10 protein-coding genes are annotated in these 12,392 nt (G+C 72.6%); 3 read left to right on the top strand and 7 right to left on the bottom strand.

What is annotated here, in order from left to right:
• Nucleotides 1–13: 13 nt before the first annotated feature.
• A complete protein-coding gene (locus BTM25_RS29920) occupies nt 14–859 on the bottom strand; it encodes a hypothetical protein (RefSeq protein ID WP_205648007.1) in 846 nt (281 codons plus the stop codon).
• Nucleotides 860–922: 63 nt separating this feature from the next.
• On the bottom strand, nt 923–1,852 hold the full coding sequence (locus tag BTM25_RS09165) for an NAD(P)/FAD-dependent oxidoreductase (RefSeq protein WP_103562853.1): 930 nt from the start codon (nt 1,850–1,852) through the stop codon (nt 923–925).
• A gap of 83 nt (nt 1,853–1,935) precedes the next feature.
• On the opposite strand from BTM25_RS09165, the gene BTM25_RS09170 reads away from it, so the two are divergent.
• The gene (locus tag BTM25_RS09170) at nt 1,936–2,529 is read left to right on the top strand and encodes a helix-turn-helix domain-containing protein (protein ID WP_103562252.1); all 594 of its coding nucleotides are present in this window, start codon (nt 1,936–1,938) and stop codon (nt 2,527–2,529) included.
• Nucleotides 2,530–2,545: 16 nt separating this feature from the next.
• On the opposite strand, the gene BTM25_RS09175 is transcribed toward BTM25_RS09170, so the two are convergent.
• The 5 genes from BTM25_RS09175 to BTM25_RS09195 all read right to left on the bottom strand — a co-directional run bounded on the left by BTM25_RS09175 (nt 2,546) and on the right by BTM25_RS09195 (nt 10,340).
• Nucleotides 2,546–3,934 carry a hypothetical protein gene (locus tag BTM25_RS09175; RefSeq protein ID WP_205648008.1) on the bottom strand — a complete coding sequence of 463 codons (1,389 nt, stop codon included), beginning with the start codon at nt 3,932–3,934 and terminating at the stop codon, nt 2,546–2,548.
• A gap of 58 nt (nt 3,935–3,992) precedes the next feature.
• Nucleotides 3,993–7,121, bottom strand: a complete 3,129-nt coding sequence (locus tag BTM25_RS09180; RefSeq protein ID WP_103562254.1) for an NACHT domain-containing protein — start codon at nt 7,119–7,121, stop codon at nt 3,993–3,995.
• A 69-nt stretch (nt 7,122–7,190) separates the two neighbouring features.
• On the bottom strand, nt 7,191–7,637 hold the full coding sequence (locus tag BTM25_RS09185) for a hypothetical protein (protein WP_103562255.1): 447 nt from the start codon (nt 7,635–7,637) through the stop codon (nt 7,191–7,193).
• Between the two features lie 85 nt (nt 7,638–7,722).
• Entirely contained in the window at nt 7,723–9,234 is a 1,512-nt protein-coding gene (locus BTM25_RS09190; RefSeq protein WP_103562256.1) for a sulfatase family protein, read from the bottom strand.
• A complete protein-coding gene (locus BTM25_RS09195; RefSeq protein ID WP_103562257.1) occupies nt 9,231–10,340 on the bottom strand; it encodes a hypothetical protein in 1,110 nt (369 codons plus the stop codon). Before BTM25_RS09195 ends, BTM25_RS09190 begins: the two co-directional genes overlap by 4 nt.
• 332 nt (nt 10,341–10,672) lie before the next feature.
• Here BTM25_RS09195 and BTM25_RS09200 point away from each other — a divergent pair, with 332 nt between their 5' ends.
• The gene (locus tag BTM25_RS09200; protein ID WP_235828309.1) at nt 10,673–11,131 is read left to right on the top strand and encodes a MarR family winged helix-turn-helix transcriptional regulator; all 459 of its coding nucleotides are present in this window, start codon (nt 10,673–10,675) and stop codon (nt 11,129–11,131) included.
• 321 nt (nt 11,132–11,452) lie between these two features.
• On the top strand, nt 11,453–12,385 hold the full coding sequence (locus BTM25_RS09205) for an ABC transporter substrate-binding protein (protein WP_103562258.1): 933 nt from the start codon (nt 11,453–11,455) through the stop codon (nt 12,383–12,385).
• Nucleotides 12,386–12,392 lie beyond the last annotated feature (7 nt).

A 12,392-nucleotide genomic window follows, 5' to 3' on the forward strand; every position in this document is an offset into this window, starting at 1 on the left:
CCTGGACGGTGCGTCAGAGCAGCCCGCCGAGGCTCCGGTTCTGTGACAGGGCCGTGTCGAACGCCAGCGGGCACGCCAGGACGAGCGTCTTGAACGGCTCGGGGAGCTGGTAGTGCTGCTGGAGGACGTAGCGGTCCGACCCGGTGAACATCTGGCCGAGCAGGTCGCCGAAGTCGCGGGAGGCGCGCTTGAACAGGGCGGCGTCCCGTTCCTGGTAGTCCTTGATCCGGCCGCTGTACAGCTCGTAGTAGCCGAGCTGGCGTTCGTGCGGGTCGAGGATCTCCCAGCCGCGCATCGCGCGTTTGCGCAGGTAGCCGAGGAGCTGGTTCTGGGCGCCGAGGATGTGCATCTTCGGCGTGCCCATCATCCCGTAGGGCTTGTAGAACTGGAAGTACAGGGCGCCGTCGGGGCGGACGATCGTCAGCCGCCGCTCGGCGCGGTTCTGCGTGCCCTGGTTGATCGCGCGGAACACCTTCTTCGCGCCGCCGACGCCCTGCTCGCGGACGTACGCGGCGGGCTGCCCCCGCGGCGTCCAGATCGTGTAGTTCGCCTCGACGGAGAAGAACCCCTGCGGCTGGTCATAGACGAGTAGCGGCGAACCGTACAGGTCCCCTGCGGTCTGTGGCTGCGGCTGCTGTTGCTGGGGAGCGTGACCCTGCTGCGGATAGCCCTGCTGCTGGACCGGATACGCCTGCTGCTGCGGGTAGCCCTGCTGCTGCGGGGGCGGCGCGTACTGCGGCGGGTAGCCCTGCTGGGGCGGGTAGTACGGCTGCTGCGGCGGGTAGCCCGGCGGGGGAGTCGGCGGGTACCCGGGCGGGCCGTATCCGGGATGGCCGGGCGGGACGGGGGGATAGCTCATGGGGCTCCTCAATCCGGATCCACCCGAACTCTAGCGCCGCCCCGTCCCGTCCGGGCGCGCCCGTCAGGCGCCCCGCTCCAGCGCGCGGCGCGTGTCGTCCTCCACGAGGTCGTAGTTGAGCGCGCCGGCCGCGCGCACCCCGCCGGCCGCCGCCGCGACGACCTGGTCCATGAGGTTCGTGACGTTGCCCGCCGCCCACACGCCCGGCACCGCCGTCGCGCCGGTCATCGGGTCGGACGGGACGCGCTCGCCGACGACGTGGCCCATCATCTCCTGCGCCTCCGGCTTGAGGTCGAGGGACGCGAGGAACCCGGCGCGTGCGGTGAGGCGCGTCCCGACGACCACCGCGCGGACCGGGACGGTCCGTCCGCCGACGTGGACGCCGTCGTCCGCCAGCGCGGTCACCTCGCCCGGCACGATCTCGATGCCGCGCGCGGCCAGGCGGGCGCGGTCGTCGTCGCCCGGTTCCCCGGCGGTGTGCGAGAAGAGGGTGACCTTGTCCGTCCACTGCCGCCACAGGGACGCCTGGTGCAGCGCGAACGGGAGCGGACCCGTCGCGATGATCCCGACGGGCTCGTCGCGGACCTCCCAGCCGTGGCAGTACGGGCAGTGCAGCACCGTCCGTCCCCAGCGCTCGGCGAGGCCGGGGACCGGGGGCAGCTCGTCGGTCAGCCCGGTGGTGACGAGCAGGCGCCGTGCCCGGTGGGCGGCGCCGTCCCGGGTCGTGACGGTGAAGCCGTCCGGGTCGCGGCGGGCGTCCACGACCTCCCCGGCGGTGATCTCGCCGCCGTACCCGGCCAGCTCGGCGCGCCCGTCGGCGAGCAGCTGCGCCGGGGACACCCCGTCGCGGCCCAGGTAGCCGTGGACGCCCTCGGCCGGGGCGTTGCGCGGATCGCCCGCGTCGACCACCAGCACCCGGCGCCGCGCGCGGGCGAGCGTCACGGCCCCGGCCAGCCCGGCGGCGCCGCCGCCGATCACAATCGCGTCGTACATGTCCATGCACCTCCTGACGTGCAGCATCGGCGATGGAGGCGCGTTTGGACAAACTCTGTTGCCGGAGTGGCAACATGGGAGACATGAGCGACGAACTGGACGGCGTCCTGACCTCGGTGGGGCCGCGCCTGCGCGCCCTGCGCCGCGAGCGGGGCGCGACCCTGGCCGAACTGGCGGAGGACACGGGCATCTCGGTCAGCACGCTGTCCCGGCTGGAGTCGGGCGGACGGCGCCCGACGCTGGAACTGCTGCTGCCCCTCGCCCGCGTCCACCAGGTGCCGCTGGACGAGCTGGTCGGCGCCCCGCCCACCGGCGACCCGCGCATCCACGCGCGTCCGTTCGAGCGGGACGGCATGACGTTCGTCCCGCTCACCCGGGGCCTCGGCGGCGGTCTGCGCGCGTTCAAGCACATCATGCCGGGCGGGCGGCGGTGCGACCCCTCCGACCAGCGCACCCACGAGGGCTACGAGTGGCTGTACGTCCTGTCCGGAAGGCTTCGGTTGCTGCTCGGTGAGCATGACCTGACGCTGGCGGCCGGGGAGGCGGCCGAGTTCGACACGCGCGTCCCGCACGCGTTCACGAGCGCGGACGAGAACCCGGTCGAACTGCTCAGCATCTTCGGGCCGCAGGGGGAGCGCATCCACACCCGTGCGCGCCCGAAGCGCCGCGTCCCCTGACCGCCGGGCGCCGGGATCAGCCCTTCAGGACGGCGGTGGGACGGTCGGCCGTCAGCGTCACCTCGCCCTTCCAGGTCAGCGCGGACGCCTGCGGCAGGTAGTCCGCGCCGAGGAAGAACGCCCGGTTGATCGCCGTCACCGTGGCGGGCGCGCCGTTGTCGCCGACGCCGATCGGCTGCCGGATCGCCTCGACGGACGCGATGTCGTCCAGCGTCGTCCCGGCGGGCAGCTCGACCGTCGTGGCGGCGGGCACGTCGCGCTCGATCGACCAGGACGGGACGGCGTGGTCGGAGCGGTACAGCGTCTTCGGGTCGCCCTTCAACCGCACGCCCACCGACACACCGGGCACCGAACCGGGCCGCCTCGCCGCACCGGTCTGCTTCTTGATCTCGATGTAGAGGTAGGTGCGCTGGTCGCCGACCAGCGGCGTCGCCGGGCTGGACGGGTTCTCGATCTTGTTCTCGCGCAGCATCTCCTGCGCCATCACCGGATACGTCCACGCGTTGCGGTCCATGAGGACCTCGCGGGCGCGGTCGGCCGGACGCGTCTGCGTCGTGTCCAGGAAGAACCGCAGCGGCGCGGGCTTCGTGACCTGGTCGCACATGTTGTTGTTCGAGGTGCAGGTCTGGATGAGAGGGTGGTCGCCCTCGTACGTGCCGGTGAAGTGCAGCGTCTGGTGGTTGGCGGCCTGATACACGTCCGACCCGGGGACGCGCTCGCCCTTGGCGTCCACCTCGACGCGGTACACCCACTCAATGTCGGTGCTCCGCCCCCAGCGCGCCATCAGCGCCGGGGTGTCGGTACCGCCGTCCTCATTGCTCCACACGACCGAATACTCGAAGACGCGATGCCCCGGCGTGGCGGCGGCCAGCTCCTCATGCCACCCGATCAGCGGGGTGTCGGTGCGCGCGTTCTGATACGGGTCACCGAGCGCGGCCAGCGTGCGCCCGACCACGACCGGCGCATACCGCAGCGCGGCCTGATCGGCGCGCGGCGTCCCGACCACCGGACGGCTCAGCACGACCGACCGCGCCGCCGGAGCGCTGCCCGACGCCGAGAACCGAAGCCCGAGCTTGTGATGCCCACGCTTGAGCGAACCGAGCGCAAAGCTCCGAGCCGTCGGCGTAGCGGATGGCACAACGAGATCGGTGACGTGCTTCCCGTCCACATCGACGGCGACGACGGCGGACTCGGCGCCCTTCCGCCCCCACGACACACCCGGCGCGGCGGCAGTCAGCCTCACCAGCGCCTCACCGCCATCCCGAACGGTGAACGGCACAACGCGCACCGGCCCGTCCCGCCGAACCGTGACCTTCCCGGACGTCGCGGCGCTCGCGGGGGCGACGCCGACGGCGCCGAACGCGGCGGCCACGGCCACCACGGACATGCTCTTCCTCAGGTTCATGATCGGCGACGCTAGAAGCCGAACGTGGCCCCCGAGTGAATCCCGAACAGCCGGAACGCTAGCCCTCGCGGACGAGCAGCACGACCTGGTTCCGCTTCGGCTGCTCGTGCTCTGGCCCGGTGAACGAGATCAGCGAACTCAGCACCCGGATCGCTTGATCGCGCTCACGTCCGTCCGGCTCGGACAGGACGAAGGCGAACACGCACGCCGCCGCCTCGATCATCGGCCCGGCGCCCGCCGGCCCGGACGCGAACAGCTCGCGGGCCAGCCAGTGGGCGTAGCCGATCAGCGCCGCCCCGGGCTTCGTCCGCACGGCGGCGTCCAGCTCGGCCAGCAGGGCGAGCGGATCCTCGGCGGGGCGCCGCGCGCCCGCGAGCATCCGGTCGAGATGCCCGGCGATGAAGTCGGTGATGTACGGAACGGACACGGCGTCCGGGGCCGGTCGCTCCTGCGCGGCGGACCACGCATCGACGATGACCTGTGCGGCGTGGACCAGCGCGGGCAAGGCCTGAGCGAAACGGGCGCCGAGGCCGCGGCCGAGGACTTCGGCGAGTCCGTACAGCGCCATTCGGTGGAACGGCTTCACGGGCTCCAGCCGCGTGAGCGCGATCTCCCGCCGGGGCGACCGGTCGGGGAACGGGCCGGACGACGGCCCGCCGATCCGTTCGCCGGCAGAGGGAAACGGCATGTCCAGGGCCGAGCGGTCGTTGGAGAAGGGGGCCGCGGTGATACGGAGGAAGTTCCACGAACGGCAGGCGGCGACCGTCTCGTTGATCTCCAGCGGCTCGGGGACGCCGGAACGCGCGTCCCTGAGCGTCTCCCGGAGGAGTTCCGCCGGGGGCGCGCCGCCGATGTCGATGAGGTCCGCCAGGGCGCGGGCGACGCCCGCCGGCATGAGCGTTTCGCGCCCGCCGTCGAGGATCCCCGAGGCGGCGAGCGTCCAGTCACGGGATGTCCGCGGGTCGTCCGCCGCCGCCTGCGTGTCGAGAAGGCAGAGGATGCGCGCGGTCCGGTGCTCGTCCCGGCGCTCGTCCGCGGCGGCGAGGTGGGCGTAGGTCAGGAGATCGGCCAGCTCGTTCGGGTCGCGGGCACTGACGATGATCCGGACGAGCAGGCGGACGCACTCGACGCTCCGGCCGGGGAACCCGTCGACCTGCCGGCCGGTCGGACTGTACGGCCACGCCGCGCCGTCGGGACGGTGCAGGGCCGACCGTGATCCTTCGCTCGTCCAGACGGTGTGGCCGGCGGGAATCAGCGCAGGCCCGATGCCGGAGATCTCGTCCGGTGCCGGGAGCCGGTAGGTGAAGCCGTCGTCCAGCGTCGCGTTCACCCACCGGACGAACGTCCGGACCTCGTCGGCCTCGGCGCCCGTCGCCGCCGTCACCTGGTCCCGCGTGATGCGCCCCGACGGCCAGACCGCCCGGGAGGCGGGGGACGTGCACACGGCGACTCCCGCGTGCTCGTCGAGCCACGCGGTGCGGCTCACCATGCGCGACAGAAGGACTCCGCGGGCCACCTCGACCGGGATATCGTCGCCGATCGCCGTCGCCAGAAACTGCTCCACCTGCCGACGGAGCGCGGGGCGGAGCTGGCGGGCCTCGTCGGCGCAGTCGAGCGCCAGCACCAGGGACGTCGCGGTCCGCGCCGCGAAGGAGGCCTCCACGAGCGGTGAGACGTCGGAGTCCGCCGCCCAGAGGAGGGACGTCTCCCGCCACCACGCCCGGCTGACGTTGTCGGTGAGGAGGTGCAGCAACGCGGGCTCCTGCCGGATGCGGGCGGCGGCGAGGTATTCCTGCAACGTCAGGTGGACGAAGCCGTAGCGGTCGTGCTCACGTTCCACGATCAGGCCGCTGCGGGTGACCTCCCGCAGTAATACGCGGGGCTCGATGTCGCCGTTGATCTCGGCCAGCGGGCCGGCGATCACGGCGCAGGCTTCGCCGACCGTCAGATCGCGCGTCCGGCCGGTCATCATCCGCGTCGCGAGGTGCTGCACGATCACGGTCTTCTGCGGGCCGGTGAGGCCGAGCCGGTCTTCGAGGTTCTTGTCCTCCTGGCGCCGGTTCAGCAGGACGTCGCACATCTCTGCATATAGCGCGGCACGGCTGCCGGGAAGCTGCCCCCGGTAGCGGTGGACGTTCGCGATCATCGTCAGCAGCAGCGGGTTCGCGGCGAGGTCGTAGAGCGCGGTCTTCTCGCGGACGCGGCGCAGCAGGTCGGCCGCCTTCTCGTCCGCCACGGCGTCGATGCGGCGCGCGGAGCCCTGACGGGCGCGGTGTTCGATCGCGCGGTACCACCCGTGCAGGAACTCGCTGATCTGCGCCGGGCTGAACCGCTGCACCTGGAGGACGTCCGCGTTCGGAATGCGGTTGGACGTGTACCCGTGCGGACGAGACGTCACGACGAACGTGCTGCGCGGATGCCGGGCGATCTGCGCGCGGACCCAGGTGACGACGCGGCGACGGTCGGCGTCGTCCGCGACCTCGTCCAAGCCGTCGAGCATCACCAGGCAGCGGCCCGCGTCGAGCCGTCGCGCCAGCCACGGCGCCGGGATCCGGCCGTGCAGCCACGGGACGGAGACCGCGAGGTCGGCCAGGTCGGTGCCCGAAAGGATCGCGTCCGCGTGGTCGCGAAGGTACAGGAGCACGGGCAGGCGGCGGCGTCGCCACGACCACGGTCGGCAGAGCGCCAGCGCGACGTGCCGGACGAGTGTGGTCTTCCCCGACCCGGGGCTGCCGATCACCGCGAAGACCCGGTTCTGGTCCAGGAACGACGACAGCGGCCCGCGCTGACCCGGGCCGGCGGGCGCGGCGCCGACGGCGGGGTCGCGTTCGGTCTCCTGGACGGGCCGGGGCCGCAGCGCGACGTCCACGTAGACCTGCTTCATGCGCAGGACGTACTCGCCCTGCGTCATGATCCCGATCGTCTCCATGTCGGCGACCGAGTGCCGCACCTGCCGCCGGTACGTCCAGCGGCGCCCCCAGCGGGCGGATGGTGTCCGGCCCGTCCCGGCGCCGGGCGCCGCCGCGTGCTGCGAGAGCGCCAACAGCACGGTGGTGAACAGGAATGCCAGGTACGCCCAGTTCCAGTCGAGCTTGCCGTCGTTGAGGATCTGGTTGACGGCCACGCCGCCCGCCACCGTTGCCCCGGCTATGCCGAGCAACAGCACGGCGGCCCGCCAGTTCACCATGCCCCGACACTGCCCGACGAGCCGTCGGAGAGCGGGCGGAACCGGCCGGGTGGCCGGTTGCGGAAGCGGCTAGAAGCGCACCAGCCAGGCCACGATCCGGCTCACCGCGTAGTACGCGACGGCGGCGATGCCCCAGTTGATGTAGAGCTGCTCGTCGGGGTCGCGGCGGGTGAAGAGGTCGTGGAAGGGTGTGGCGAGCCAGCGGCCCGCGTCCAGCGTCCGTTCCACGAGAACGTTGCCGGGGTTCGCGTCCGACCAGACGAGCAGCATCCCGAGCAGCAGGATGAGCGCGGCGGCCCAGCCGGCGGCGGAGATCGCCATGCTCACCGGGTTGGAGCCGTGCCGCCGCCACCGGCGGCGCGGACGCTCCACGACGGGCGACGGCGCGTCTCCGACGGGTACGGGCGCGGTACGGGCGTGCGCGCCGCGCTGCCACGGACGGCGCGGAGCCGTCACGGTGTCACCGGGCTGCGCGGCTTCGGCCTCGCCGCGGCGAGACCACAGATGGACGGTCATGGCCGGTCCCTCCTCGGGTCGCGATCGTCCCCCGGTATGCCGCCACATCCGTCCGTCAAACAAAGCCCAGCTCAGGGCGGACGCGTCAGCGTTCGGGGGGACGGGCCTCGGCGGTGCGGCAGGCCGCGGCGGCGCAGTCGCTCAGGCGGCCGATCCAGGTCGTGAGCCGTTCCACCTCGGCGGGGTCGGCGGCGGCGAGGTTGTGGAGCTGGTACGGGTCGCGTTCCATGTCGTACAGTTCGCGCTCGCCCGTCGCGTAGTCCAGGTAGAGGTAGCGATCGGTGCGCAGGCCCGTGAAGACGGGGAGGTAGAACTGCGTGCGGGTTCTGGGCGTGTACGGGTCCGGAGGCTTGCCCGGCCCGTCGTAGCGGGCGGCCGGGTGGGTGCCGCGCGCCGTCCCGTGTTCCAGGAGGTACGCCGACCGCCAGCCGGACGGGCGCCGGCCCGCCAGGAGCGGACGCAGGGAGCGGCCGTCCACGATCGGGGGGCGGCGCGCCCCGGCGAGGTCGAGCAGGGTCGGCGCGACGTCGGTGTTCCCGGCCAGCGCCGACACCGTGCGGCCCGCCGGGACGCCCGGCCCGCGCACCACGAACGGCACCCGGATGTCGCCCTCGTACCCGGTGTTCTTGCCGGGCGGCATCCGGTAGTCGCCGATGTGGAAGCCGTTGTCGGACGTGACGACGATGTAGGTGTCGTCCAGCCGTCCGGCGGCGCGCAGCGCGGTGACCAGCGCGTCCACCATGTCGTCGATGGCGCGCATCGACTGGGCGCGGTGCCGGAACAGCGTGTCCCAGCGGCGTTCCTCGCCGGACGTGAGCGGCGGCAGCCGCCGTACTTCGGTGGTTTTGCCCGCCGGGGCCGCGTCGTAGGCGGGCGTGCGCGGCGCCTTCAGGCCGGGATACAGCTTCTTGTGGCGCGGCGCCGGGACGGCCGGGGGATGCGGCGTGACGGGCGCGATGTAGGCGAAGAACGGCCGCTTGTCCTGCGCGGTGACGAACTGCTGCGCGTACTGCGACAGCACGTCCGTCAGGTAGGTCTTCGGGGACGGCGGCCGTTTGACGAGCGACCCGTTCACGTTGAGCGTGTAGTCGAACCCCTGGAACGGGTGCCCGGCCACCGGCGCCACCCACGTGTCCCAGCCGGGCGGGACGCGCGTGAGCGGCAGCGACGGCACCTGCTCGGGGTAGCCGTTCAGGTACTTGCCGAACAGCCCGTTGCGGTAGCCGGCCTTCGCCAGCCACGTGGCGAGCGTGTCCTTCTCCTCGCCGCGCTTGTAGAACTCCATGAAGCCGCCGTTCGGCGGGTTGTTGCTCCACACGCCGGTGTTGTGCGCGTACTGGCCGCGCAGCGTGGACGCCCGCGACGGGCAGCACCACGACAGGTTGACGTAGTAGCGGTTCAGCGTCACGCCCTGCGCGGTGATGTCGCGGGCCGTCTTCGGCATGTACGGCATGAGCGTGTCGTCCAGGTCGTCGGCCAGGACGAAGATGAAGTTCGGCTTCTTGTGCGGCTTGGACGGCTCCGCGGTGCCCGGTCCGGCCGCGCAGCCCGACGCGAGCAGGACCAGGCCGAGCAGGACGGCGCCGAGACGCCTCACCGGCGCACCCGCAGGACGCGGCGGCGCTGCGCGGGTACCTCGGGCACCGGCGGCGCGAACCGGTCCCGGTCGGCGACGGCGAGCAGCGCGGCGGCGGCGGCCTCGGCGATCTGCTCGTGCGTGATCGGGCCGTGCAGGTCGCGTTCGGGGCTGAACCGCAGCTCGGCGACGTCGCCGATGATCCGCGCGCCGGTAGCGCGCAGGTCGGCGAGGTCCTCCTCCGTCCACGACTCGACCAGCCGCCACGCCGACTCCGGGACGCCGGGACGCGGCCCCGGCACCGTCCCGCGCAGCACGATCGCCTCCCGGACGGCCCGCGCCGCGTAGGTGTCCCAGCCCGCCGACTCGAACGCCTCGTTCAGCCGGACCATGACCTGCGCCTGCGGCAGGGTGAGGCTCTCGTGCGTCCGGACGGCGTGGACCTCGTCGGCGACGGTGACGCCGTGCGCGCCGATCGCGACCCGGAACCGCTCCCACAGCAGGTCGTGCGGACGGCCGGGGTTGACGACGACCGTCACCCGCTCGGGACCGACGACCGACGCCCAGCGCCGCACGAGCCGGCCGAGCGCGAACGACCGCCACAGGTGCAGGTCCTGGTCCTCCTCGACGGCCCGCTCGCCCGCCTCGCGCTGCCGCGCCAGCCAGGCGAAGAACGCGCCGAGCGCGCTGACGCGGCCGTTGCGGACGTGCTGCTGCCACAGCGACGGCAGTGACCGGCCGAGCGGACGCGTCGTCACGACGACCTCGATCGCGTCGGCGTCGAACTCGGTGACGAGCGTCCGGATCGCGTCGGTGCGGATCACCGACAGCGCCTCGGCGGAGATCAGGGCCGTGCCGGGCCAGTCGCGGACCTTCTCCGCGAGCGCGTCCCAGCGGGGCCGTTCCTCGGCGGCGCGCTCGGCCGTCACCCACGGGTACTCGGTGCCGAGAAGCCCGTAGGTGGCGCGCTCGTGGTTCTCGATCGCGTCCGGCAGGGCCTCGCGCAGGGACGCGGGGAACAGGATCCCGGCGTCGGCGAGCCCGTCCGAGCAGTGCCCGAGGATCCGCTGGAGATGCGTCGTCCCCGACTTCTGCTGGCCGATGTGCAGGATGACCTTCGCGGACACGCACCGTTCCCCGCGCCGGGGCCGCCGTCCGGCCCGTGTTCTCGCAGGCTAGTGAGCGGCGGGACGGCGCCGGACGCATTCCCCCGGTTGTTCGGTCAGGGTTGGCCCGGTGTTCGCTCTCCGGTCAGACCACCGCAGTCCGGACGGTTTTCGTGTCGCGCGGGGCGCCCGGGAACAGCAAAGGCCCCGGGTCCTTGTGGGATCCGGGGCCGCAGGGGCCGGCGCCGTTGTTTAGTGGTCCTAACCAAATCCATCGTATCGGTCGTCCGGAGCCGCCGCGTCCACCGCCCCGCGCCGGGATACGCTGCGGGCCACGGTTCGGAGGAGGGGCGTTGGACGGGGCGCAGGACGGGGCGGACGACGACTTGGGCCGCGTGCTGCTGCGCACGGCGACGCTGACCGTCCTGCTGTTCCAGTCCGTCGCGGCGCACGCGGGGCTCGGCGTGGTGGACGCGCAGTGCGCCGTCCTGCTCGGTCTCGACGGCCCGCGCACGCCGGGGCAGCTCGCGCGGGCGGTCGGCGTCTCGACCGGCGGCGCGATCACCGCCGTGATCGACCGGCTGGAGGCGGCCGGGCTCGCCCGCCGCACCCGCGACCCCGGCGACCGGCGGCGGGTGCTGGTCGCGCCCGTTCCCGGCGCGCTGGACCGGCTGGCCGCCCACACGGGACCGGCCGCCGCCGCGCTCGCCGCCGCGACCCCGCCCGCCCTCGCGCCGTCGCTGCGGGACTGGGCGGACGCGCTGAACGCCGCCCTCCCCGATGTGATCGAGGCGACGCGCCCCGCGCCGTGACCCCGGCCCGGCGATGCGCGGGCGGTCCGCCGGCCGCGTCCGCCGAAAGGACGCGCGCAGCCGCCGGCGGGGGACGAGCACTCGCGCTTGGACCGTTCTAAAACGCGTTCGCGGTAGCGGGAATGTGCCGCCGGAAGGTCTTGGCATTCCCGCGCAATTCTGTTACGGCGCCATACTGACCAAGCGGTCATGATCACGCACGGGCCGGTGTCTCCGCAGGTGGGACCAAATTTCATGGTTTGTAGGTAGGGAAACTTGACCTTGCTCGGGAACGCGCCGTACTCTCCTGGCGGATGATCTTCCGAACGTGATGGGAAAACCATGCGACTTCGTTTCGGCGCCCTTGCCGCGGCGGCGCTCCTGCTGACCCCGGCCCTGGCCGCGTGCGGCACCGACGACCCGGCCTCCGCCACCGACAAGGAGGCCGTCGCGGGGAGCACCACGGCCGCCGCCGTGGTCGCGAAGGTCGCCAAGGATGACGCGCTCAACGCGCAGCTCCCCGCCGACGTCCGTTCCGCTGGAACGATCACGACCGGCATTTCCACGGTCGGGGCGCCGTTCACCTTCCTCGCCCCCGACAACAAGACCCAGATCGGGATCGAGGTCGACCTCCGCGACGCGGTGGCGAAAGTGCTCGGCGTCCGCGCCGCGCCGACCACGACGAAGTGGGACTCGCTGCTGGTCGGCGTCCAGACCGGGAAGTTCCGCGTCGCGCAGGGCAATTTCGGCGTCACCAAGGACCGGCTGAAGACCTACGACTTCGTCACCTACTACAACGACGGTTTCGGCTTCCTCGCCAATCCGGCGACGAACCAGCCGGCCGTCACGCAGCTCACCGACCTGTGCGGACGGAAGGTCGGGACGTCCACCGGGACGAGCTTCATCGGAATCCTGCAAAGCCACGAGGGCGACTGCGCCAAGCTCGGCAAGCAGCCGTGGAAGATCTCGACCTATCCCGACCAGGCGTCCTTCACGCTCGCGCTCGACCAGAAGCGCATCGACCTCTATCTGCGCAGCGCGATCCGCGCCCAGTACGACGCCAAGCAGCAGCCCGCCAAGCTCGCGTTCAAGGGCACGCTCAACTCCGAGCACGTCGGGTTCGTGCTGAAGAAGGGCGACGCGCTCGGGCCCGTCCTGCAGAAGGCGGTGCAGAAGCTCATCGACGACGGCACCTACGCGCGGATCCTCCAGGCGTGGGGGCTGCAGACGGGCGCGGTGAGCACCTCCCAGCTCAACCCGCCCGGCCTGGACTGAACATCCG

This window comes from Actinomadura rubteroloni (assembly GCF_002911665.1).
In the GTDB taxonomy this organism is placed as follows: Bacteria; Actinomycetota; Actinomycetes; order Streptosporangiales; family Streptosporangiaceae; genus Spirillospora; species Spirillospora rubteroloni.

Bases quoted from the DNA above. Each gene is read 5' to 3' on its own strand.
- BTM25_RS29920 (WP_205648007.1), bottom strand. From the start codon at position 859: ATGAGCTATCCCCCCGTCCCGCCCGGCCATCCCGGATACGGCCCGCCC.
- BTM25_RS09165 (WP_103562853.1), bottom strand. From the start codon at position 1,852: ATGTACGACGCGATTGTGATCGGCGGCGGCGCCGCCGGGCTGGCCGGG.
- BTM25_RS09170 (WP_103562252.1), top strand. From the start codon at position 1,936: ATGAGCGACGAACTGGACGGCGTCCTGACCTCGGTGGGGCCGCGCCTG.
- BTM25_RS09175 (WP_205648008.1), bottom strand. From the start codon at position 3,934: ATGAACCTGAGGAAGAGCATGTCCGTGGTGGCCGTGGCCGCCGCGTTC.
- BTM25_RS09180 (WP_103562254.1), bottom strand. From the start codon at position 7,121: ATGGTGAACTGGCGGGCCGCCGTGCTGTTGCTCGGCATAGCCGGGGCA.
- BTM25_RS09185 (WP_103562255.1), bottom strand. From the start codon at position 7,637: ATGACCGTCCATCTGTGGTCTCGCCGCGGCGAGGCCGAAGCCGCGCAG.
- BTM25_RS09205 (WP_103562258.1), top strand. From the start codon at position 11,453: ATGCGACTTCGTTTCGGCGCCCTTGCCGCGGCGGCGCTCCTGCTGACC.